This window comes from Pedobacter sp. CFBP9032, from assembly GCF_034045265.1.
In the GTDB taxonomy this organism is placed as follows: Bacteria; Bacteroidota; Bacteroidia; order Sphingobacteriales; family Sphingobacteriaceae; genus Pedobacter.
Map to the genome: position 1 here is coordinate 788,761 of NZ_JAXCWE010000001.1, position 23,749 is coordinate 812,509.

General features: G+C 37.7%; 25 protein-coding genes. 12 read left to right on the top strand and 13 right to left on the bottom strand.

Going from position 1 to position 23,749, the window contains the following annotated elements; translation table 11 throughout:
• Positions 1 to 87: 87 nt before the first annotated feature.
• Together trmB and SOM16_RS03305 are read left to right on the top strand one after the other, a co-directional pair.
• On the top strand, positions 88 to 738 hold the full coding sequence (gene trmB, locus SOM16_RS03300; RefSeq protein ID WP_320462563.1) for a tRNA (guanosine(46)-N7)-methyltransferase TrmB: 651 nt from the start codon (positions 88 to 90) through the stop codon (positions 736 to 738).
• Complete coding sequence (locus tag SOM16_RS03305; RefSeq protein WP_320462564.1) at positions 738 to 1,070, top strand: MGMT family protein; 333 nt, start codon at positions 738 to 740, stop codon at positions 1,068 to 1,070. Before trmB ends, SOM16_RS03305 begins: the two co-directional genes overlap by 1 nt.
• Here the strand turns inward: SOM16_RS03305 and SOM16_RS03310 are convergent.
• Positions 1,060 to 1,419, bottom strand: coding sequence for a hypothetical protein (locus tag SOM16_RS03310; protein WP_320462565.1), 360 nt, complete (start codon positions 1,417 to 1,419; stop codon positions 1,060 to 1,062). The two genes, SOM16_RS03305 and SOM16_RS03310, sit on opposite strands and share 11 nt — an antisense overlap.
• A 57-nt stretch (positions 1,420 to 1,476) precedes the next feature.
• On the opposite strand from SOM16_RS03310, the gene SOM16_RS03315 reads away from it, so the two are divergent.
• The 3 genes from SOM16_RS03315 (at position 1,477) to SOM16_RS03325 (ending at position 2,856) form a co-directional block, all read left to right on the top strand.
• Complete coding sequence (locus SOM16_RS03315) at positions 1,477 to 1,818, top strand: carboxymuconolactone decarboxylase family protein (RefSeq protein ID WP_320462566.1); 342 nt, start codon at positions 1,477 to 1,479, stop codon at positions 1,816 to 1,818.
• A gap of 86 nt (positions 1,819 to 1,904) precedes the next feature.
• Positions 1,905 to 2,267: a four helix bundle protein gene (locus SOM16_RS03320; RefSeq protein WP_320462567.1), complete on the top strand. Its 363-nt coding sequence runs from the start codon at positions 1,905 to 1,907 to the stop codon at positions 2,265 to 2,267.
• A gap of 1 nt (position 2,268) precedes the next feature.
• Entirely contained in the window at positions 2,269 to 2,856 is a 588-nt protein-coding gene (locus SOM16_RS03325) for a DNA-3-methyladenine glycosylase I (protein ID WP_320462568.1), read from the top strand.
• Positions 2,857 to 2,907: 51 nt separating this feature from the next.
• Here SOM16_RS03325 and SOM16_RS03330 read toward each other — a convergent pair whose 3' ends face one another.
• Positions 2,908 to 3,684 (bottom strand): hypothetical protein, encoded by a 777-nt coding sequence (locus SOM16_RS03330; RefSeq protein ID WP_320462569.1) that lies wholly within the window; start codon positions 3,682 to 3,684, stop codon positions 2,908 to 2,910.
• Positions 3,617 to 3,976 carry a BRO family protein gene (locus SOM16_RS03335; protein WP_320462570.1) on the bottom strand — a complete coding sequence of 120 codons (360 nt, stop codon included), beginning with the start codon at positions 3,974 to 3,976 and terminating at the stop codon, positions 3,617 to 3,619. Before SOM16_RS03335 ends, SOM16_RS03330 begins: the two co-directional genes overlap by 68 nt.
• 133 nt (positions 3,977 to 4,109) lie before the next feature.
• Here SOM16_RS03335 and polA point away from each other — a divergent pair, with 133 nt between their 5' ends.
• A complete protein-coding gene (gene polA / locus SOM16_RS03340; RefSeq protein WP_320462571.1) occupies positions 4,110 to 6,920 on the top strand; it encodes a DNA polymerase I in 2,811 nt (936 codons plus the stop codon).
• A gap of 142 nt (positions 6,921 to 7,062) precedes the next feature.
• The gene (locus SOM16_RS03345) at positions 7,063 to 7,404 is read left to right on the top strand and encodes a hypothetical protein (RefSeq protein WP_320462572.1); all 342 of its coding nucleotides are present in this window, start codon (positions 7,063 to 7,065) and stop codon (positions 7,402 to 7,404) included.
• A gap of 53 nt (positions 7,405 to 7,457) precedes the next feature.
• Here the strand turns inward: SOM16_RS03345 and SOM16_RS03350 are convergent, their stop codons facing one another.
• The 5 genes from SOM16_RS03350 to SOM16_RS03370 all read right to left on the bottom strand — a co-directional run bounded on the left by SOM16_RS03350 (position 7,458) and on the right by SOM16_RS03370 (position 11,431).
• Entirely contained in the window at positions 7,458 to 8,135 is a 678-nt protein-coding gene (locus SOM16_RS03350) for a metal-dependent hydrolase (protein ID WP_320462573.1), read from the bottom strand.
• Between the two features lie 50 nt (positions 8,136 to 8,185).
• A complete protein-coding gene (locus SOM16_RS03355; RefSeq protein WP_320462574.1) occupies positions 8,186 to 8,491 on the bottom strand; it encodes a YbaB/EbfC family nucleoid-associated protein in 306 nt (101 codons plus the stop codon).
• Between the two features lie 105 nt (positions 8,492 to 8,596).
• Positions 8,597 to 9,580, bottom strand: a complete 984-nt coding sequence (locus SOM16_RS03360) for a hypothetical protein (protein ID WP_320462575.1) — start codon at positions 9,578 to 9,580, stop codon at positions 8,597 to 8,599.
• A gap of 2 nt (positions 9,581 to 9,582) precedes the next feature.
• Entirely contained in the window at positions 9,583 to 10,812 is a 1,230-nt protein-coding gene (locus tag SOM16_RS03365) for a serine hydrolase domain-containing protein (RefSeq protein WP_320462576.1), read from the bottom strand.
• A gap of 67 nt (positions 10,813 to 10,879) precedes the next feature.
• Positions 10,880 to 11,431 carry a cupin domain-containing protein gene (locus SOM16_RS03370; RefSeq protein WP_320462577.1) on the bottom strand — a complete coding sequence of 184 codons (552 nt, stop codon included), beginning with the start codon at positions 11,429 to 11,431 and terminating at the stop codon, positions 10,880 to 10,882.
• Positions 11,432 to 12,282: 851 nt separating this feature from the next.
• Here SOM16_RS03370 and SOM16_RS03375 point away from each other — a divergent pair.
• The gene (locus SOM16_RS03375; RefSeq protein ID WP_320462578.1) at positions 12,283 to 12,660 is read left to right on the top strand and encodes a GxxExxY protein; all 378 of its coding nucleotides are present in this window, start codon (positions 12,283 to 12,285) and stop codon (positions 12,658 to 12,660) included.
• A 136-nt stretch (positions 12,661 to 12,796) separates the two neighbouring features.
• Here the strand turns inward: SOM16_RS03375 and SOM16_RS03380 are convergent, their stop codons facing one another.
• The 3 genes from SOM16_RS03380 to pdhA form a co-directional block, all read right to left on the bottom strand.
• Positions 12,797 to 14,578: a DUF885 domain-containing protein gene (locus SOM16_RS03380; protein ID WP_320462579.1), complete on the bottom strand. Its 1,782-nt coding sequence runs from the start codon at positions 14,576 to 14,578 to the stop codon at positions 12,797 to 12,799.
• Positions 14,579 to 14,732: 154 nt separating this feature from the next.
• Complete coding sequence (locus SOM16_RS03385) at positions 14,733 to 16,409, bottom strand: pyruvate dehydrogenase complex dihydrolipoamide acetyltransferase (RefSeq protein WP_320462580.1); 1,677 nt, start codon at positions 16,407 to 16,409, stop codon at positions 14,733 to 14,735.
• Positions 16,410 to 16,441: 32 nt separating this feature from the next.
• Complete coding sequence (gene pdhA / locus SOM16_RS03390; protein WP_320462581.1) at positions 16,442 to 17,437, bottom strand: pyruvate dehydrogenase (acetyl-transferring) E1 component subunit alpha; 996 nt, start codon at positions 17,435 to 17,437, stop codon at positions 16,442 to 16,444.
• Positions 17,438 to 18,276: 839 nt separating this feature from the next.
• Here pdhA and SOM16_RS03395 point away from each other — a divergent pair.
• From SOM16_RS03395 to SOM16_RS03405, 3 genes are all read left to right on the top strand, one after another.
• Positions 18,277 to 18,834, top strand: a complete 558-nt coding sequence (locus tag SOM16_RS03395) for a C40 family peptidase (protein WP_320462582.1) — start codon at positions 18,277 to 18,279, stop codon at positions 18,832 to 18,834.
• Positions 18,835 to 18,936: 102 nt separating this feature from the next.
• Positions 18,937 to 20,034 carry a CapA family protein gene (locus SOM16_RS03400; protein WP_414692244.1) on the top strand — a complete coding sequence of 366 codons (1,098 nt, stop codon included), beginning with the start codon at positions 18,937 to 18,939 and terminating at the stop codon, positions 20,032 to 20,034.
• Positions 20,035 to 20,090: 56 nt separating this feature from the next.
• Positions 20,091 to 20,273 (top strand): hypothetical protein, encoded by a 183-nt coding sequence (locus SOM16_RS03405; RefSeq protein ID WP_320462584.1) that lies wholly within the window; start codon positions 20,091 to 20,093, stop codon positions 20,271 to 20,273.
• A gap of 100 nt (positions 20,274 to 20,373) precedes the next feature.
• Here the strand turns inward: SOM16_RS03405 and SOM16_RS03410 are convergent, their stop codons facing one another.
• Positions 20,374 to 20,559 (bottom strand): hypothetical protein, encoded by a 186-nt coding sequence (locus SOM16_RS03410; RefSeq protein WP_320462585.1) that lies wholly within the window; start codon positions 20,557 to 20,559, stop codon positions 20,374 to 20,376.
• Positions 20,560 to 20,664: 105 nt separating this feature from the next.
• Positions 20,665 to 22,707, bottom strand: a complete 2,043-nt coding sequence (locus SOM16_RS03415) for a M13 family metallopeptidase (RefSeq protein WP_320462586.1) — start codon at positions 22,705 to 22,707, stop codon at positions 20,665 to 20,667.
• A gap of 89 nt (positions 22,708 to 22,796) precedes the next feature.
• Between SOM16_RS03415 and SOM16_RS03420 the strand changes: the two genes are divergently transcribed.
• Positions 22,797 to 23,729 carry an SPFH domain-containing protein gene (locus SOM16_RS03420; RefSeq protein WP_320462587.1) on the top strand — a complete coding sequence of 311 codons (933 nt, stop codon included), beginning with the start codon at positions 22,797 to 22,799 and terminating at the stop codon, positions 23,727 to 23,729.
• The last annotated feature ends 20 nt before the right edge of the window (positions 23,730 to 23,749 follow it).

The following is a 23,749-nucleotide window of genomic DNA, read 5'->3' on the forward strand; positions in this document are numbered from 1 at the left end:
CAATTCCTCAATAAGATTGGCATTAATCTTTCTGTCAAAAGAACTTCGATATTGATTTAATTGTATTTTTGCAGAAAAATTAAACTTTTGGGTAAAGATAAACTTAGACGTTTTGCAGAGATCGAAACCTTTGCAAACGTATATCAATTGGAAGAAGGACAAGTGTTGAAAGGAAATTGGGCTGCCAATCACTTTAAAAACACCAATCCTGTAGTGCTTGAACTTGCTTGTGGAAAAGGTGAATATTCGGTAAATCTGGCGACTTTATTTCCTGATAAAAATTTCATTGGTATTGATTACAAAGGAAACCGCATTTGGCGTGGGGCTAAAACAGCGATTGAAGAAGGCATTAACAATGTCGCGTTTTTAAGGATTCAAATCGAAAATTTACTTGATTATTTCTCGGAAGGTGAAATAGACGAGATCTGGATTACCTTTCCAGATCCTCAGCCACAAGATAGTCGCGAGAAAAAACGTTTAACATTCCCGGCATTTCTAAACAGGTATAAAATCGTTTTGAAACCAGGTGGCTGTGTAAACCTGAAAACAGATAATGATCAATTATATGCATACACCGTTGAAAAAACAGCAGAATCAGGCTTAATTGTTCATAAAAATACAGATCATTTATATACTTCTGAGTTCGTGAATGAAGTACTCTCAATCAAAACTTACTATGAGAAAAAGTATCTCCTTCACGATAAAAACATCAATTATATTCAATTTTCATTCGAATAATGAACACTAACTTTTACGAGCAGGTTTATGAGATTGTGAGACTCATCCCAAAGGGAAGGGTTACTTCTTATGGTGCCATCGCTAAAAGTTTAGGTGCAGCAAAGTCGTCGAGAATGGCAGGTTATGCAATGCGATTTGCTGGCATGGCACACCCGAAGGTTCCGGCACACCGTGTAGTAAACAGTAGTGGGTTATTGACCGGAAAATTTCATTTTGAAACGCCAGAAATGATGGAAGATTTATTAGCTAAAGAAAACGTAAAGGTAAAGGACGATAAAATTGTAAACTTTAAAACTGTATTCTGGAACCCGATGGAGGAAATTACAGAATAACAGGCAGGCTTCTTTTATAGTCTGTTAAGGAGAAAATAATGAACAGCAATATCCCAAAACAGGCATAAAACATTTCATCCACTATATTGCCTTTAAACACAGTGAAAGCCAATATGATTAAAATAATACTGACTACCAATTCAATAAATCCGTGAATTTTAAGGTCGATTATTTTAAAAATTCCCCCACTAAATTTCGTGCAAATGGTTAATATGAAATAACCAATTCCCAGAAGGTAGGCCAAAGTTGAAGCAGATGAGGAAAGGCCAAAAAGATCTGGAGAAATAAGCGATAGCATGACTAAGATATAATCAAGTACAGCATGAAATTTTGGGGAGATAATTTTCATATTCGGTTATTTAACAGATAAACAATCACCAATTAAAAAATGTTTAAATTTTAAAAAATGGGAAAATTAGTAGAAGAATTTAATGGCTATCGTGAAAAGATGAACGATAGAATCATGGAAACAGCAAATACAAATATCAAACGCTTTTTTGCGCTCGATACTACCTCTTATGCCGATGGCGCTTTAGATGTAAAAACTAAGGAAATGCTGGGCTTGGTGGCTTCTATGGTTTTGCGTTGCGATGATTGCATCAAATACCACTTAGGTAAATGCTTCGATGCGGGCGTAAACAGCGAAGAAATGAATGAAATTTTTATGATCGCAAACCTAGTTGGCGGAAGCATCGTCATCCCACATTACAGAAGAGCTGTGGAGTATTGGGATGAGCTCTCGGCTTAGTCCTGAGTCAAAAGTCCCTAGTCCTAAGTCAAAAGTGATGAGCAGACAGATTTACTCTTAATTGCTATATTAGTTAAAATATTAGCATGGGAAAGTTTAGAGAATTAATTGTCTACAAAAAAGGATTTTCCTTGTTAATGGAAATTTACACATTGACCAAAGACTTTCCAAAAACTGAGCAATATAGTCTGGTTGATCAAATAAGAAGGTCATCCAGATCGGTATGCAGCAGTATTGGTGAAGCTTATAAAAAAAGGCGGTATCCAAATCATTTCATCAGTAAGTTAACAGATGCAGATATGGAAAATGGTGAAACGCAGGTTTGGCTAGATATAGCCCTGGCTTGCAAATATATTTCTGATGAAACATTTATTCATTTAGATGCCCAATGTGAAGAAGTAAGTAAATTATTAAACTATATGATTAACAACCCTGCTAAGTTCTCGTAATATGACTCAAGACTCCCGACTCAAGACTTTGGACTCCCTAATTCGTTGCTCTTGGGCTGGCTCAGATCTCTTATATCAGAAATACCACGATGAAGAATGGGGTAAACCCATTTATGATGATAAAATTCTTTTTGAGTTTTTGATTTTAGAAGGTGCACAAGCAGGCCTAAGTTGGATTACCATTCTTCGCAGGAGAGAAAATTATCGTAAAGCCTTTGCAGATTTCAATGTGAAAAAAGTAGCCGCGTTTGGCGAAAAAGACGTAGAAAGATTGATGAATGATGCTGGCATTATACGGAATAAATTAAAGGTAAATGGTGCCATTACCAATGCTAAACTATTTATCGAAATCCAGAAAGAATTCGGAAGTTTCTCTAATTACCTCTGGCGCTTTTTGCCAGGAAAAAAGCCGCTTCAAAATCAAATAGTAACCATGAGCGATGTTCCGGCACAGACAGAAATATCTGATGCCATAAGCAAGGACATGAAAAAACGTGGCTTCAAATTTTTCGGCACCACGATCTGTTACGCATTTATGCAAGCCACAGGCATGGTAAACGACCATCTGCTGGATTGCTGTGCGAGATAAACGAGCCCTTGCCTTAATACCTGAACCTTAACACCCAGAACTATAGCGCTATTAGTTTTTATTATACTCCTGTACCCACTCCACTACCTCTCTGCTATTTAAATCCGTAGCGGTTTCAATCTTCGTTTTCAATAGGGGTTGGTCACCTAATTTCTGCAAAAGCACCGTTTTTACAATGGCCTTTTTATCCTCATCGGTAATTGCTTTCATCGGTACTTCCTGTAACGGACCTGTCCCTGGCTTTTCGATAAAGTAACGTACTGCAGCTGCTCCTGAACGTTGAGGCGCAGCATTACGACCGCCGCCAATGCTAATCCCACCACCTACTCCCATTCCGCCAAAGCCACCTGTTCCGGCACCAATGCCTACAGACGGGCGAAACCTCACCTTTTTTTCTTTTGCCGATGGCATCAATGTTCCGCCCCCAAAAGAATATAAATTCACTGTTCCAAGCTCAATTACTTTTACAAAACGGTATTCAAAATTTTTACCGTTAGCAAAACCTTTACTTAGAAAACTATTCCCATTCCAGAAAAAATTCTTAACATCTTTTGCAGGCAGAACCACTTCCTGCTGATCATTTGCACTAATGAAAACAGAGAAATAATCGGTTCCTTTAATGGTTCCCCGAATCACATCATCGTTATTTTTAACGATAAAATCCTGGGCAGCAAGATTGCTTGTTATTAAAAGGCAGAACAATGCGGCATATAAAAACTTCATATTATTATTGGCTTTTACTAATAATGGAAACTTAATCTTAAAACTTATTTTGAATGGCGAAATAATTTTGTGCAAATGAAATTTCTTCTTTTCTACTGTCTTCATTTTGCGCGGTTAAGTAACAGGCATACCTGGTTAGCAAGATATCATCTATATCTTTAACAGCACCTTTTGGCATTGGTATCGTTTTCTTGACGTCAGGAAAATGATACTCAACTTGTTCTCCAACATTCCTACAAGCATCTTTAGCTTTAATAATTACTTTCTCAAAATTTTCCCATTTGGTATAGCCTAATAATTCTTGTAAATCTCTTGCACTCCAGCACACTACCCCCTCTAATTCAGCGGCAACACCTTCGAATTTATGGAACAAATCTTGTATTTCTTCTGATTTCATTTATGACCTACTTTTTTCAAATTTATAAAAATTATTTCTTGATAACTCCCTTTTCCTATATGATTAACTTTGGTTACTTTTATCAACGGATTAAACCTGCATATCGGTGTAATCATTAAATCGGTGAAATCACATGAATAATAAAAAACTCTTTCTTTTAGACGGAATGGCGCTCATGTATCGGGCGCATTTTGCACTTAGTAAAAATCCCCGTTTTACATCAACAGGAATCAATACATCGGCAGTGATGGGCTTCACCAATACTTTGCTAGATGTTTTAAAAAAAGAAAGACCAACCCACATTGCAGTAGTTTTCGATACCGAAGCGCCTACTGAAAGACATACTTCTTTTGAGGCCTATAAAGCACATCGCCAGGCAATGCCCGAAGATTTAGCCGCCGCAATGCCTTACGTAATCAAGCTCATTACAGGTTTTAACATTCCGGTGATTACTTCGGATGGTTACGAGGCGGATGATATTATCGGTACGCTTGCAAAAAAAGCGGAGCAAAAGGGTTTTCAGGTTTTCTGTATGACTCCAGACAAGGATTTTGCCCAACTGGTATCTGAAAATATTTTCATTTACAAGCCCGCCCGCATGGGTAACGATATGGAAATTCTTGGAGTTAAAGAAGTTTTAGCCAAGTGGGAAATTGAAAATGTATTACAGGTAATTGATATTTTAGGTTTATGGGGAGATGCGGTTGATAACATTCCAGGAATCCCCGGAATTGGCGAGAAAACGGCGAAAGCTTTGATCAAAACTTATGGATCGATGGAAAATATCATCGCCCATTCGCATGAACTTAAAGGCAAGCAACGCGAAAACGTTGAAAATTTTGCTGAACAAGGTCTGATCTCTAAGAAACTCGCGACAATCATTTTAGATGTACCTGTAGAATTAGATGAAGCAGGCTTAGAACTTTGCGATCCAAGTCGTGATTTATTAGAACCTCTTTTTACCGAGCTTGAATTCAGAACGTTAGGACGACGTGTTTTTGGTGATGAATTTTCTGTAACTACCGCCAAATTTGGAGAAGGTACACAAACTGATCTTTTTGGCAATCAAACCGGAGAAACAATTCAATACACCAATACTATTGAAGAAGAACCCGCAGAAAAGTTGCCTCCTAAAACAATAGAAAATACTGAACATGATTATCAACTGGTTGATACCGCAGAAAAACGTGCAGCGTTAATTAAAATATTATTGGCCGAACCAAGAATTTCTTTCGATACAGAAACCACCGGAACAGATGCGAATACTGCTGATTTGGTTGGTCTATCTTTCTCCATCAAACCGGGTACGGGTTACTACATTCCTTTGCCGCCGATAAGAGAAGAAGCACAAATCATTGTTGATGAGTTTCGTGTAGTACTGGAAAACCCTGACATTGAAAAAATTGGTCAAAATACAAAATATGATATTCTGGTTCTAAAATGGTATGGTGTTCAAGTTGCAGGAAAAATCTTCGATACCATGTTGGCCCATTACCTGATTGATCCTGATACCCGCCACGGCATGGATGTTTTATCAGAGAATTACCTCGGTTATTCACCCATTTCAATCACTAAACTTATTGGCCCTAAGGGTAAAAATCAAGGCACCATGCGTGATGTTCCCGTAGAGGATGTAGTGGATTATGCGGCTGAAGATGCAGATGTAACCTTGCAGCTGGCACATATTTTTGAACCCAAACTGACAGAACTCAATGCAGCTAAATTGGCAGAGGAGATTGAAAATCCATTGGTTTATGTTTTAGCTGATATTGAAAAAGAAGGTGTACGTATTGATATGGACACGCTGAGAACTTATTCTGCAGAACTGGAAATTGAAATTAGAAAAGCAGAACAAAGTGTTTATGATAAAGCTGGATTAACTTTCAACTTGGCATCCCCTAAACAACTGGGGGAAGTTTTGTTTGATAAACTTCAGCTTGACCCTAAAGCAAAAAAAACCAAAACTGGCCAGTACCAAACAGGCGAAGATGTATTAACGGCTTTGGCCAGCAAAAGCGATATCGTAAAAGATATCCTGGATTTCAGGCAACTGCAAAAACTAAAATCTACTTACGTAGATGCCTTACCTTTAATGGTGAACCCAAAAACCGGGCGTGTACATACCTCATATAATCAGGCTGTAGCGGCAACAGGCCGTTTAAGCTCCAATAATCCGAACTTACAGAACATTCCTATTCGTACGGAAAGAGGACGTGAGGTACGCAAAGCATTTATCGCCAGAGATGAAAACCATATCTTATTATCTGCAGATTATTCACAGATAGAATTGAGGATTATTGCGGAGATCAGCAAAGAAGAAAATATGCTCGATGCTTTCAATAAAGGCATTGATATCCACACCGCAACGGCCGCAAAAGTATACGGGATAACGATTGAAGAAGTAGATAGTACACAAAGAAGAAATGCGAAGGCTGTAAACTTCGGGATTATTTATGGCCAGTCGGCTTTTGGTTTATCACAAAACCTAGGTATTCCACGTAAGGAGGCTGCCGATATTATTGAACAATACTTTACGCAATATCCGGGCATTAAACGTTATATGACGGACACGATGAACTTTGCCAGGGAGAATGGTTTTGTAGAAACAATTATGGGGAGAAGGCGCTATTTACGAGATATTAATTCTGCGAATCAAACCGTGCGCGGCTTTGCAGAACGAAATGCGATTAATGCACCTATCCAGGGCTCTGCTGCTGACATGATTAAGATTGCCATGATTAACATTCACCGGGAGATGAAAGCGCAAAACCTGCAATCTACCATGACCATGCAGGTGCATGATGAGCTTGTGTTCGATGTAGTTAGATCAGAGAAAGAAGTGATGAAAACCATCATTCAGGATAAAATGGCCAACGCCATCCCCTTAACTGTACCGATAGTGGTAGAAATTGGAGAAGGAGATAATTGGCTAGCTGCACATTAAAACAAAATAATTTCTTAACTTCATTAAAACTTCATTCCGAGTAACGAATTTTATATCAACAAATAACGAGTACAAAAAAAGTATGAAACCTCGGAGGATAACAAAGAAGCTTCATGACCATTAAAAATTAAATCTTTAAGACATGAAAAAATTATTAAGTTTAATCGCAATCGCAGCATTCGGGCTAACAACAGCATTTGCTCAAACACCTGCAACAACTCCAGCTAAAGCTAAAACTGTTGTTAAAAAAGAAGTAAAAACCACAACGGCTCCCGCTAAAGCAGGTGCAAAACAGGAGGCTAAAAAAGTTGAAACGAAAACTACTACCGCAACAGCAACAAAATTAAAAGCTGACGGCACACCGGATAAGCGTTTTACAGAAAATAAAACTAAAGCAGTAACCAAGGTTTCTGGTCCAACTAAAAAAGATGGAACAGCAGATATGCGCTACAAAGCAAATAAAACCACTGTCAAAAAGAATTAGGTTTAGTTTATAATTGAAAAAGGGTTCTGACGAAAGTTAGAACCCTTTTTTGTTTAAAGTGTAATGGTTTCGCCAATTTTAGGAAGTAATAGCGTTTTATCCTCCCTTTTAAATTTAGCAACTGCTTCTTCTTTATCAATACTAATTGGAGGGAAAGTATCATAATGTACACCAATCACCTGATCGCAATTAACAAATTTTGAGGCCATAATGGCATCATCTACCCCCATAGTATAATGACCTCCTATTGGCAAAATAGCATAATCTAAATGATATAAGTCTGCTAATAACTTCATTTCTAAAGTTAAAGCGGTATCACCCGCAAAATAAATTTGCTTGCCTTCCAGTTCCAATACGAAACCAGCCGGGTTACCACCATAACTTCCATCCGGATTAGAACTACTGTGAACTGCCCATACGGTGCGAAGTTTACCAAATGGCATCGTTTGTGTCCCAAAGTTGATATCGATCACCTTCTCAATGCCTTGACTTTTGATCCAACCTGCCACTTCAACCATGGCAACCACTTGCGCATCTGTCTGTTTCGCAAGTTCCACTAAATCAGCTACGTGATCTCCGTGCCCATGACTAACTAAAATATAATCTGCTTCGATTTTTGTCGTATCAATATCTTTCGCTAATGGATTTGATTTGATGAACGGATCAAAAAGAAATTTTTTGCCATCTGCTTCTATCGAAAAGCAAGATTGACCATAATAAGTAAATTTCATGTGATAATAGGGATTTGATTATTATATTGTCCAAACGGCAGACAGTGAAATTACTGTCCAAACATTCCGCCTAAACCACCAAGCATATCTTTAGCTGATGCCTGCATTTCTGTTGAACTAACTTCTTCCGCATTGGCAAGGGCTTTATTAATCGCTGTTAAAAGTAATTCTTCGAGCTCTTCCTTATCAGCATTTTTTAAAAATTCGTCATCAATGGCTACGGCCGTGATTGCTTTATTTGCTGTTGCGGTAATTTTTATTGCTCCGTTTTCAACTTCCCCAAATACAGAAATGGTATCTAAACGTTTTTTAATCTCTTCAGCTTTTTGCTGTGCTGCGAATAATTGATCGAACATAATTTTATTGTTTTATAGTAAACGAAATTGGATTGAATTGGTTTTCAAATAGACGTCAGGTAGCTAAATTAGAAACCAGGTATATTTGCTACCTTCTTTTAGAAACTAAATCCGACCAAGAATAGTATTGGCTTCATCCAGAAAACGATCGATTTTTTTCGTGCCGATGAAACTCTTCATCGCCAGGGTTTTCATCTTATCTTTGCCTGGCAAGTAGATTTCTGCATTTACTTCAGTACCTGAATAAATCAGATTGGTTGTTTTTCTCACAATCTGAAAGCGAACGAGATCATTAAAAGCATATTCAGTCACTTTCCTACCGCCGAAGGTAGAATGAATCACCTTACCCTGGTTTTTATCAAACTTAATGCTCGAAAAGAACGCATATATAAAAACCAGACCTATAATCAGTGGAAAATAAGTAACGAGAATTCGTTTAAAGGCCGCCTCTTCTATCATAAAATCCGGATTAAGCCAAATGGCTACCGTAATGCTAATCATCAAAAAGCCTACAATTAACCCACCAACTTTATTCTGCCGTAATATATAAACTCCGCTCTCTTCTCTAAAAAACTCAAAGTCGTAAATGGCTTGTTTAGCGATAACAGGCGCATTAGCAAAAACTAACTCATCTATTTTAGGCAACACTTCACTTTGATACTGAATCAGGTTGGCATCTGTTGCTTTACTATAACCCGCAGATACAACTAAACCCTTTCCATGCCGATTACTTTTTTTAAATAGTGAATAATTAAACCCACTGCCCAATGTTTCGTAAGGCTCAACAGCTGCGATATCATCAAACGGAATGGATCCAATAGGCAAAAAACCAATTTTCTTATATAATTTTCTTTCAGTTCCATTAAAGATGACTTTTGATTCCGCTACGAAAACTAAGAGTAAAGGAATTAAAAGCAGTATTCCATAATAGGTTGCCGAAGTTGCAATGGAATAGCCACTCATTTGGGTAGCTAAGAAGTAAATAAATATTGCAACCAGAATAAAAAATACTAATGCTACTATCCGTAAATTGCGTTTAGGATAAATAGTAAGGGTATTTGCCTCAATAATCCATTTTGTTTTAGCCATAATTAGTCTTCATCTGAACCAGGTAAACTTCCATTTCCATGATAAGCACCTTTGCGAATAATAGGCATATTTAAATGCTTATATAAATCATCCAAATGCATTAAACTGCCGTTAGTTAAGTTTCCTAAAAATATAACAATAATGTTTTTATCCAAATCACGCACATAGATATGGCGGAAACCATGCCACCATCCCGTGTGGTAAACCACCTTATCCATCTTTTCGCCATCAAACATTCTCCAGCCATAACCATAATTAAAATGACCATTTACTGGTTTATTCCGACCAACATAAGATGAATCACTACTTTTTTTGGTGATTAAACGCCCGTTTTTCAAATATTTATCAAACAACACTAAATCGTGCAGCGTACTGTAAATCCCCTTATCCCCTACTGGTCCATCTAAGAAATTTTGCGCTACAGAATATTTCCAGGTGCGATCATGCCCAACTACGTCGACCGGAATTTTTTCATATTCAGTGGTGCTATAAACGTGCGTATGCTTTAGGCCGGCCGGTTTAAACACATGTTCCATCATGTATTGCGAATAGCGCTGACCCGTTACTTTTTCTATAATGGCACCCAACACCATAAAGTTGGAGTTGTTGTAATGGAAACGGTTATCTGGTTTGGTATAAGGATTAGGTTTTCGCTCTGCGATTACGTTCATTACTTCCTGGTTGGTCACCCCTTTTTTCATAGGCCGTTTCTCTTTTCTCCAGATATCATCAATGAAATAAACATAGTTCATCATTCCACTACGGTGACTGAGTAGCAATTTTACAGTAATCCCATCATAAGGAAAATTAGGAAAAAACTTCTTTACGTTATCATTCAGCGATAATTTACCTGCTTCAACCAATTGCATAATTGCCGTTCCGGTAAATGTTTTAGTAATGGAAGCAAGCTCAAATTCAGAGTTTATTTTCAAGCTATCGCGGTGCAGGTAATCTGCCCAGCCAATTGCTTTTTCATATAAAATTTTACCATCTTTCGCCACTAACATATTTCCATTAAAACCATACTTTTTATGTAGGTTTTGAACGAAATCGGCAATCCACTTATCACCCTTCGCTGGGTTATATGCAATTAAAGCACTATCTGCTTTGTCGTCTTCTTTAACGCGTATTTTTGCATCAGCAGCCTTTTTCTCTTCCGATTTTTTGCTATTACAAGCAGTTAATAAAGTTACGGAGAGGGCTAATGCTGAACATATGTATCTAAAATTCATTTATTTAAAAAAAAGGGATTTAAAACCCGAAAATTAAAGAATTTTAGACGTTTTATTGGAAAGAGTTTTAAACATTTTCGCACTTCTGATTGTACCAGCACTCAAACAAATGCCCTTTGCTTCCATAAACAGGATCATTATCCGGGCTTTTTACTTTAGCGATGTCTTCATCTGCTTCGGGGCGTTCCTCTGCTTTGCCATATTTAATATTATATTCTGCTCCATTTGGGTATGCACCAACAACTGTAAAGTCTTCACTAGCATCTAATTTCATATGCGCCACACCTGCCGGGATAACGACTACATCGCCTTTATCAAGCTCGATGCAAACCCCATGCTCCCCGCCAAACTGTACTTCTGCCTTACCGCAAAAAACGCCCATCACTTCGTGCGTATTGCTATGATAATGTTGGTAATCAAAAATTCCATCTACCCAGGCATTGGTATAACCGTTTTGAGCAAATACTTTTTTGATTGATTCCTCAGTTTCATCAGGGTGAATTAAAAACGCACCTTTGTAAATCATGAGTGGTAGGTTCGGATTATTAGGAAAATTTCCGTTTTCTTCTATTTTATGCGCAACAAGATATGCCTCTTGTATTAGTTTTTCTTTGTCCATGGTTAAAGTATTTTAATCTTAACAAAGGAAGAGTGAAAGGGTTTAGATTTAGTGGAGATAACTGGGCGATCAAGATAATTTCAGCAGAACAAAAAACCTATTCTAACTAGCAGGAATAACCAATAGCAAATCTAAACACCTATTTGTCCCGCAGATTAGAGTGATTCCCACTGAACCAATAATCCAAACCTAATCTGCGAGATCAGCGAAAATCAGCGGGAAATATTAATAGCTAACTAACACCTATTTGTCCCGCAGATTAGAGTGATTCCCACTGAATTAATAATCCAAACCTAATCTCCGAGATGAGCGAAAATCAGCGGGAAATATTAATAGCTAACTAACACCTATTTGTCCCGCAGATTAAAGTGATTCCCACTGAATTAATAATCCAAACCTAATCTGCGAGATCAGCGAAATCAGCGGGAAATATTAATAGCTAACTAATACCTATTTGTCCCGCAGATTAAAGTGATTCCTACTGAACTAATAATCCAAACCTAATCTGCGAGATCAGTGTGAATCAGTAGGAAATAAATAAACAGACCAAAAGCAATTGTCCCGCAGATTACGGTGATTTCCGCTGAACCTAAATCAAAAAACAATCTGCGAAATCAGTGTGAATCAGCGGGAAATAAATAAACAAACCAAAAGCAATTGTCCCACAGATTAATGATTCCGCTGAGTCTAAAACAAAAAACTAAATGCGAGATCCATGTAAATCAGCGGGAGATTATTTGAACTCATTAAAACATCCTGACTTAAAATTATTTGTTTCAACAAACGATAGTATAACCTACAAATTATTTATATCTTAGATCATCATCCCATATCACTTCACAATTTTAAATATGGATGAAAACGATATCTCTTATATTATCCGAGGCGCGATCTTTACCACCTATAATGCCTTCGGACCTGGACTTTTAGAGTCTGCTTATGAAAATGTGCTTTCTTATGTGCTAAGATCGCAAGGACTAGAAGTAAAACAACAATTACAACTGCCTATATATTTTAACGATGTGGAACTCGATGCGGGTTATCGATTAGACTTATTGGTAAATGATTTAGTCATTGTAGAAATAAAATCAGTAGAAGCAATTACTCCTGTTCATCATAAACAAGTGATCACTTACCTTAAATTATCAGGTTTGAAATTAGGTATTCTCGTCAACTTCAATGCTGTTAATATATCACAATCTATCATCAGAAAAGTTAACCATCTTTAAATAAAGATGACTATATCGATAAATTATAAATGTCATGTTGAGCTTCTCGACGAAATCCAAAAAAAAATTCTTATAGACATTTCGGCAAAGTCAACATGACAGATATTAATTAATACTCAAGATATACACTTTTAAATTATCGCTGACTTTCAGCCCAGGCATTCATCTTCGATTCGAATACTGAAAGTGGAAACGAACCATCTTTTAATACAGCAGTATGAAAAGCCGCTAACTTAAATTTCGCACCCAGTTGTTTCTCGTATTTGCTTCGTAATTCTCTGATTTTCATTGCGCCGGTTTTATAACCTAAAGCTTGGGCCGGAATTGCCATATACCTTTCAATTTCAGCGGTAGCACCTTCAGTACTAATCGCTTCATTGTCCGTCATGTATTTAATGGCCTGTTCCCTGCTCATATTTTTGGTGTGAATGGCTACATCGACTACCAAGCGAATCGCCCTGTGCATTTCATCGCCCAAAGCCCCCATATGCTGATAAGGATCCTGATATAAGCCAAGTTCCTTCCCTAAAGACTCACAATAAAGTGCCCAACCCTCCACATAAGCATTATGACCACCAAAACGGCGGAAATTTGGCAGCAACTTATTTTCCTGAGTCAATGAGATTTGATAATGGTGACCCGGAATAGCCTCATGTAAAAATAAAGACTCCATTCCTGAGGTCGTATTAAATGTCTTAGCATCCAGGATTGGCACATAGAATATTCCCGGGCGCTTGCCATCAGCCGAACCCTGATTATATTCTGCACTTGCAGAGGCAGCTCTGAACGCTTCCGTCTGGCGAATCTCAAAAGGTGTTTTTGGTTCCACATCAAACATCTTCTTTAAATTTGGTTTCATCCGTTGATGGATATCTCCAAAAGCAGCCAATACCTGTTGTGGTGTTTGGTAAGGCATAAACTTTTTATCAGTTTTCATATATTCAAAAAAAGCCTTCAGATCACCTTTAAAACCAACCAGATTTTTGATACTATCCATTTGTCCTTTAATCCGGGACACTTCTTTTAATCCTGTTTGATAAATCTCCTCAGGCGTTTTATTGGTAGTGGTTTGTTGTTTAACCAAATACGTGTACCATGCCAAACCACCCGGCATAGCAGAATATCCTGAAGTGGTTCGCGATTTAGGCAGATATTCATTTTGAAGAAAGTCTCCTAATTTCTTATAAGTTGGAACAATCACCATAGTAATTGCATCGCGGTATTCCTGAGTCAATCGCTGCTTATCTGTGCTCGAGAAGCCTGCAGGTAAAGCCGTAATCGGACCATAAAAAAGACTCTTTTCAGGATTCGAAACCACCATGCTTTGCATTTGTGGAATCATTTTAACTACAAGGGCTTTTGGCAATACCACGCCAGCAGCTTCACCTTTTTTAAAGTTGGCAATTGCCGTATCAGCCCAAACTGAAAATGCGGTTACCCGTTTCAGCCAGTCTTCATAATTTTTTACCGTTTTGAAGGGCTGTGCACCTGTACCAGATCCCAATTGTCCCATGGTTAACGGCAAAGCAAACATCTGGTTAAAAGGAAGATATTCTGAATGGTATTTTAACCCTTCCAAATTGATACTCAATTGATCTTTTAAATAATCGTAAGACAGCTTATCATTTTCAGACGTTAATTCCTCCCGGTCGTATTTACCTAGGCTATCCAGATAACGTTGGTTATAGTTTTTCACCAATTTGATAAATGCCTGCGAACCATCATTCGGAAGAAGATCATTATAACGTTCATCTCCGATATAGGTGGCGCTGATTGGATTAAGCTTTAAACCTTCCTGATAATATTGCTCGCACATTGCGGCAAATTGTGGGTTATTCCCAACGCTATCTTGCTTACTTTTTTGTTTACAGGATAGTACCGCAGAAGCACAAAGTGCAAAGAGTATTAGTTTCTTCATTTAATTTTTAGTTAAGGTCTCTTCAAAAATAGTAAAATTATTGTCCAAATATGGAAATGGTGTTGAACGCAAAAAAGCCATCCCTTTATGGGGATGGCTTTAATTATTTTAGACATTAGCACTGAAACTGCTAACTACAAAATTGTTAACTGAATTACGCTAATAACCTGATTGGCTCTTCTAATAAACCTTTTAATGTTTGTAAGAATTGTGCTCCGGTTGCACCATCAACCACACGGTGATCACAACCTAAAGTTAATTTCATTACGTTACCAGGAACAACTGCACCATTTTTAACTACGGGAACTTGTTGAATAGCACCTACGGATAAAATTGCACCATCAGGAGAGTTGATAATTGAAGTAAATTCATCAATACCAAACATACCTAAATTAGATACGGTGAAGGTAGAACCTTCCCAATCTGCCGGTTGTAATTTCTTAGCTTTCGCTTTACCACCGAAGTCTTTTACTTCTGCAGAGATGTGAGATAAAGATTTACCATCGGCAAAACGCACCACAGGAACCAATAAACCATCTTCAACAGCCATGGCTACACCGATGTTAGTATGCTCATTGAAACGGATTTTATCGCCACCCCACGATGAATTAACAGCAGGGTGTTTTTTCAATGCAACAGCAACCGCTTTGATAACGATATCGTTGAAAGAAACTTTAACTGGCGCTACCGCATTGATTGCTGTACGGGCAGTCATAGCGTTATCCATATCAATACTTATAGTTAAGTAGAAATGCGGCGCAGTAAATAAGCTTTCGGCTAAACGTTTTGCAATTACTTTACGCATTTGCGAAACCGGAGCCTCTGTAAATTTCACTTCACCAACGTAAGTAGGAATAACCGGCGCTGCTGGTGCTGCTTTCGGTTGTTCGCTGTTTTCTGCTTTTGGCTTTTCGCTTTCCACTTGTGGCGCCTTAAAGTTTTCAATATCTTTTTTAATGATACGTCCACCTTCTGCACTACCAGAAACCTGCGATAAATCAATACCCTTATCCTTAGCGATTTTCTTTGCTAATGGAGAAGCTTTAACACGGCTATCAGAAGAACCTTCTGCAACAGGAGCTGAAGTTGAGTCAGCAGTTGTTTGTTGTTTTTCTTCTTTTGGAGCTTCAGTTTTTTCTTCGCTTTCAGCTTTAGGTTTTGTACTTGATGCTCCTCCGGCTAAAATTCCGCTAACATCTGTTCCTTCCGGACCAACAATAGCAATAATACCGTTTACTTTTGCGGCAGCACCTTTCTCTACACCTATATGTAACAATGTTCCGGTTGCATAGCCCATCACTTCCATAGTGGCCTTATCGGTTTCCACGTCAGCTAAAACATCATCATCCTTAACTTTATCACCAACTTTTTTATGCCATTCAGCAATCACGCCTTCAGTCATGGTATCACTTAATAAAGGCATACGGATTACTGTAACACCTTTTTCTGCTAATTCTTCTTCGCTTAAACCACCGCCTTGTGCAGGAGCAGCCTCTTCTTTTGGAGCTTCTTCAGTACTTTCAGCTTTCGGCTTTTCGCTTTCAGCTTCTGCACCACCTTTTTCAGCCTCCAACGCAGCTTTGTAATCTTCACCTTCCTTACCGATCACGGCCATAATGGCGTCAACCGGAACTGAAGCGCCTTCCTCTACACCTATGTATAAAAGCGTACCGTCCCAGTAAGATTCCATGTCCATTGTTGCCTTGTCAGTTTCTACTTCTGCCAAAACATCGCCGCTTTTCACTTTATCGCCCACCTTTTTATGCCACTTCGCCAAAACCCCTTCGGTCATGGTGTCGCTCATTTTGGGCATTTTAATTACATCAGCCATTATATCTAATTAATTGAAATCTTTTTAAAATATTAGTCCATTACATAAGGATAATTCTCCGTCATGTATACATCTTTGTATAATTCGGAAACTTCCGGCCATGGAGATTCTTCAGCAAACTTCACCGCCTGATCTACAATTGCTTTAACTTTTGCTTCTACTTCTTCAATCCAGGCCTGATCTGCATACTTTTCTTTCAAGATGGTTTCTCTTGCAAGTTCAACAGGATCTTTTGCTTTATAATCTTCTAATTCTTCTTTAGTACGGTATTTAGCAGGATCTGACATGGAATGACCACGGTAACGGTATGTTCTCATTTCTAAGAAAGTAGGTCCTTCGCCTTTACGTGCACGTTGAATGGCTTCATCCATTGCATTATGAACAGCAACCGGATCCATTCCATCAACTGGTGCACATGGCATATCAAAACCTAAACCAATTTTATAAATATCAGTCATGTTTGTTGTACGTTGTACCGAAGTACCCATGGCATAACCATTGTTTTCGCAAACAAAAATTACAGGCAATTTCCATAACATCGCCATGTTAAAAGTTTCGTTTAATGCACCCTGACGCACCGCGCCATCGCCCATATAACAAATATTAACGTTATCAGTTCCTTTGTATTTTTCTGCAAAAGCAACACCAGCTCCTAATGGAATCTGACCTCCAACAATTGCGTGACCACCATAAAAGTTATGTTCTTTGCTAAACATGTGCATCGAACCACCTTTACCTTTAGAGCAACCTGTAGCTTTACCATACATTTCTGCCATGATGCTATCGGCACTTACACCTAAAGCTAAAGCATGAGCGTGATCGCGATAAGTTGTAATCATCGAATCACCTTTTTGCATTGCAGAGATTGCACCTGCAACCACAGCTTCTTGTCCAATGTATAAATGACAAAAGCCACGTATTTTTTGTTGTCCGTATAGCTGGCCGGTTTTCTCTTCGAACTTACGCATTAGCAACATCGACTCGAACCACTTTAACCAGGTATCTTTATTTATTTCTACTGCACTCATTTTAGGGTATTTGTTTTTTTGCGACAGCAAATCTAATTTTTTTATTGTAATTTTTGGCACTTTCTAATGTAAAAACATCATAATATCAGCTAGGAAATTACATTTAACAGTTGTTTACCAGCTACCTTGTCGCCATAACGGTTATTTCTACCTGAAGCACGATTTTATTAACCCTTCACTTCACGGTTTAACAAATTATTAATTCAAATAAAGCTGAAATTTTATTCTGCAAAATACTCTTTAATCCTAATTTATTAATTTTATTAGAAAGGCAAAGGCAGCAATACTTGGGGTAAATTGCTCCCATCATTTGCATTATCTTTTTTGAAATATTTTAGTTATCAGATGAAAATTTTCAAAATATTATTTATTTAACGGATGATTCTTCGATAAAAAAGGATAATTGCTGCTGTCGGGCTTAGTTAACCAAGGGTTGTGGGATGGAAACTCAGAAATAACCATCCTTCTATGCATTCTTCTTAAAGTATGAAAGTAACTTTCAAAATAACCAGCCTAAAGCATAAACACTTTGCCCGATCACCATTTTCCTCTTATCCCTGCTTCAAGAATAAGGCTAAGAGTGGTTACTTAAATAAAATAGACAGATTCAACGATTAGTAAATTAAAAAACAAGTAGTTAAATAGTAATTTTACTAGTTAGGCTGAGGTAGAATTATGGCCTATCAACAAGGTGAAAATCATTAAAATGTTAATAACTTTTACTTTTTAACCACAAACATTTGGATAACATTTGTAGAATTGATACTTTTGGCAACCGACAATAAGCCCATGTGGTTTACGTTACTGTGTAAGTTCATACCCAAACATAACTGTATAACATGATTAAAAAATTTTTGTTTTCAACTCTAATCGCTATCTGCACGTTCTCAGCCGCATTTGCGCAAACAAAAACAAAAGAATCTGGTAAAGACTTAAACGATCCCGACAACTTAGCATCGCAATATTTTTCGCAGGTTATGGGTGTTGCAGTAGATGCAACTTCGAACTTAAAATTATATAAATTTATCTACGAATGGATTGGAACTCCTTACAGTTATGGAGGATCAAGCAAAAAAGGGATAGATTGTTCCGCTTTTACGAAAGCCATTTACGACAAAGTTTTTAACACCGCCATCAGAAGAAACTCCCGCGATATCTTTAGCATGGTAGATCCATTATCCAAAGAAGATTTAAAAGAGGGTGATTTAGTTTTCTTCAAGATAAAAAGCAGAAGTATTTCTCATGTTGGCATTTATTTAGGCGATAACAAATTCGCACATGCCTCCAGTTCTCGTGGTGTAGTGATCAGCAACCTAAACGAACCTTATTACAGCCGTTATTTTTACAAAGGTGGCCGTGTGTTAGAATCGTTTAAGAAAGAATTTACAGTAGAATAGTTCAATTAACAGTTGGCGATTTTCAGTTAACAGTTAATAAAAATATATAGAATCCTCCTAAAGAAATTTCGGAGGATTTTTTTTATCCGTCAAAAATCTAAAATGAAGTTTTTTAATACCCTAATATTAGCCGTCTTTACTATAATTGTCTTAATCAGCTGCACAAGTAACAATGCACAGGTTAGTTCACCGATAGTAAAACAAGATACGGTGATCAGGAAAATAAAGGATACGATATCGATAACTGCTGTTGGTGATATTATGCTTGGCTCTGCCTTTCCATCCAGCTCTAACCTTCCTCCAGATGACGCCGTGAGTAGCTTTCAGGCAGTAGATAGTTTGCTGAAAGGTGATATTGTTTTTGGAAACCTGGAGGGATGCTTTCTAAATTCGGGGAATTCTACTAAATGCAACGGCATTAACCCGAATAATTGTTACGCATTTAGAATGCCAGAACGTTATGCAGGTATTTACAAAAAGGCTGGCTTTAATGTATTAAGCATTGCCAATAACCACGTTGGCGATTTTGATGCAAAAGGCAGAAAGAACACGGCAAGAATTTTAGATTCTTTACAGATTCACTATGCTGGTCAGTTAAATAAACCTTTTGAGGTATTTGAGAAGGATAGCGTAAAATATGCGTTTTGTGCTTTCGCACCGAATGAAAACACCGTTTCTATTAATAAAATTGAAGCGGCAAAAGCGTTGGTAGCTCGCCTTAAAACCATGGCTGATATTGTAATTGTTTCTTTCCATGGCGGTGGAGAAGGCGCAAGATTTGAACACGTTCCGCGAAGAAATGAAATCTTTTATAAAGAAAACAGAGGAAACGTTTATGCATTTGCACATGCGGTAATTGATGCTGGCGCTGACGTGGTTTTAGGTCATGGCCCACACGTTACCCGCGCAGTAGAGGTTTATAAAAACAAGTTTATTGCCTATAGCTTAGGGAATTTTTGCACCTATGGCATGTTTAGCCTTAAAGGAAACAATGGTATTGCGCCACTGCTTCAGTTAAAAATCAATGCTAAAGGCGACTTCCTTTACGCGGCTGTAACCTCAATACAACAAGACAAGATTAATCAACTTACCTTAGATGAAAATCATCGTGCTTTTAAACGCATCAAAGATTTAACAGATATAGATTTTGCAGGTCATCAGCTCAAGTTCGAAAATAACAGGATTACTTTAAAAAATTAATTTCCCGTTACATCACTCTTAATTTATTTCTGAATCTTTGCACCTTTATAAGCAATATGAGAAAAGATTTAATTCTTCATTACATCATTGGAACTGCTGCCGGCATTTTAGTATTAGCGGCCGCTTATTACATTAACCAAAATCCTAAAAACTTATGGTCGGCAGGCGTTATTATATTAGCCGGATGCCTCGTTGCATTTAGCCAGTTTCAAATTATCAAAAATAAGAAGAAACAATAAAAACCTGCTAGATTAGCAGGTTAAGTAAGCTATAGAATCTCAATATTTATAAGATGATTGCAGGCTAAATCGGCACCTGCCAGTTGAAAATTAGAAAAGCCTAACTCTCATCCTTTGTGTTTTTAACCAATCCGATTCCAGATACAAAAAATATCAATCCGATAATTCCATATACAAATAATCCCCTTGTAGCCGTACTGTGGTTTACAAATCCGTATCCGGCGTAGATAAGCCCAATAATTCCAAGAATAGTTAAGATTGTTCCAAAAGTGCGTTTTATATTCATGATTTTAGATTAATAGAGTAAATACAAAAAATCATAACTTTTGTTTTAAAGGGCACAAAAAAACCACGATCGTTTAAACAATCGTGGCCATTTTATGCTTAATCACTACCAAACACCTAACCTATTTTCTGGTGCCAAATACATTTTAGCTGTAGTTGGGATATTAAAGGCTTTATAAAAGGCTTCCATATTATATACCGAACCATTTACGCGGAACATTTCCGGGCTATGCGGATCTGTCTTAATACGAACCAACATCGATTCATCCCTGGTCTTCATTCGCCAAACCTGTGCAAACCCCAGGAAGAAGCGCTGATCTGGTGTAAAACCATCAATTTTTTGATTCCCTTTTCCTTGTTCTGTCAGCTTGAAGGCATCATAAGCGATATTTAAACCCCCTATATCAGCTAAGTTTTCACCTAAAGTCAATTCTCCATTTACATGCTGATTATCTAACAAGGTAAATTTGTTATATAAGGCCACCACTTTGTCTGCTTTAGTTTTAAATTTAGCAGCATCTTCTTTCGTCCACCACTCTTTTAAATTACCCGCGGCATCATATTGTCTTCCCTGATCATCAAAGCCATGGGTTATCTCATGCCCGATTACCGCGCCAATTGCACCATAATTAATCGCATCATCGGCGTTGAAAGCAAAGAATGGAAATTGTAAGATTCCAGCTGGAAATACAATTTCATTATAAGCTGGATTATAATAAGCATTCACAGTTGGTGGAGTCATAAACCACTCTGTTTTGTCTACATCTTTGCCTAGCTTAGCCATCATTTCCTTATAAGCATGTTGCTTAGCCGATTTAAGATTAGCAAAGTAAGTATTCTTCGAAACCTTCACGTCATCATACTTTTTCCACTCGTCTGGATAACCAATTTTCTTAATAAAAGCATTAAGTTTTTCTAAAGCTTTCTTCTTGGTTTCTGCAGACATCCAGTCTACTTTTTTTATGCGTTCTTCATAAACTTTCTGAAGGTTATTTACCAACTCAAGCATCCGCTTTTTAGCTTCTGGTTTAAAATATTGTTCCGCATACAGTTGACCAAGCAAATCACCCAGGTAACGATCGGTATTATTCACCATTGATTTCCATCTTTCTGTTTGCGCAGGCTGACCACTTAAAGTTTTGCCAAAAAACTCAAACTTTGCAGTCCTGAAAGCTTCCGTTAAAGCATTAGCAGAACGATCTAACATATCAAGTTTTAGCTTTTGCTTCCAGATTTCTATTGGCTGACTTTTAATCAATGCAGATAAAGCCTGATAATATTTAGGTTGTCTTACAATAAGCGTATCAGTTGACGCACCAAGATTCTTCAACACCAACTTTAAATCGATATTTGGAATCTGTTTCTGAAAATCACCAACGGTTACCTTATTATAATTTTTCTGAGGATCGCGAAGCTCAACAGGTGTTGAATGAGACTTCGCAAGCATGGTTTCCAATTTCAAAATATTATCTGCGTATTTTGAACTGTGGGCCGAATCACCTGCAAGGTTGAATATCTTTGTGATATAGGTTAAATAGGCGGCTCTTATCTTCTTAGCCTTATCATCCTGATCCAAATAGTAGCTGCGCTCTGGTAAATTCAAACCAGTTTGCGTAAAGATCAGCGCGTTTTTTGAGCTGATTTTATCATCTGGTTCGATTCCGAAACCTAACAAACCCCCTTGTCCATCTTTAAAACCTGCTGATATAAATGCGATTAAATCTTTATCATTCTTGATGGCATCGATCTCCGCTAAAAGCGGTTTAACAGGCTCAATGCCAAGTTTTTCAATCGTTAAAGAATCCATTCCGCTGGCATAGAAATCGCCCACTTTCTGCTCATTACCGCCTTTGGTGCCACTACCTTTTGCAGCATTTTCAAGAATAGCCCTTAAATTCTTTAAATTGTCATTATATAAGGTATAAAATGAGCCCCATCCGGTTTCCGTTTTAGGAATCTGCGTGTCTTTCATCCATTTGCCGTTGGCATAAAGGAAAAAATTATCACCTGGCTTAACTGTTGAGTCCATTCCACCAACATCAAAAAAGACGGTTCTTTGGCCTGTTTCCCTCACTTCATTATTCTTACCATTCTTGCAGGCCACTAAGAGTAATAATGCGGCCGCAGGTATTAAAAAAGTTTTTTTCATGTATGTATATTTCAGTTGCGAAGAATAAAGCTACAAAAACGATCATGCAGTTTATATGATTTTTTTTAACTTCATAAAAAAATCTAATTATGCAATACACTATTTACATTCTCGTTTTCCTGGCGATTATTATTTTGTTAAGCTCATTTGTTACTGTAAAACAAGGAACCATAGCAGTAGTAACGGTTTTTGGGAAATACCGCAGGCAACTCCGGCCAGGTTTAAACTTTAAAATTCCTTTGATAGAGCAGATTTATTCCAGGATTTCGATCCAAAACCGCTCTGTTGAATTATCATTTCAAGCCGTTACTCAAGATCAGGCTAATGTTTATTTTAAAGCAATGCTTTTATATTCCGTTGTCAATCAGGATGAGGAAACCATTAAAAATGTAGCCTTTAAATTTGTTGATGCAACAAACTTGATGCAGGCATTAATTCGAACTATTGAAGGATCCATCCGTGCCTACGTAGCTACTCAAAAGCAAGCGAACGTTTTGGCTCAACGCAACGAAATCGTATTACATGTAAAGGAGCAAATTGACCAGGTTTTAGATGGCTGGGGCTACCACTTACAAGATCTTCAATTAAACGATATTACATTCGATGAAGAAATTATGCGTTCAATGAGTCGCGTAGTGGCTTCTAACAACTTAAAAGCTGCAGCAGAAAATGAAGGTCAGGCGCTATTAATTACCAAAACTAAAGGTGCCGAAGCAGATGGTAATGCGATTAAGATTGCTGCAACGGCCGAACGTGAAGCAGCACAACTCCGCGGCCAGGGTATTGCATTGTTCAGGGAAGAAGTAGCAAAGGGGATGACCAATGCTGCGCATGAAATGCAACAGGCTAACTTAGATACTTCTGTAATTCTATTTACCATGTGGACAGAAGCCATTAAACAGTTTGCTGAATATGGTGAAGGCAATATCATTTTCTTAGATGGCAGTACGGAAGGCATGAATAAAACAATGAAAGAAATGATGGCCATGCAATTGAGTCAAAATAATACGAAAACCACATAAAGTTTTTGTCTATTTGATTT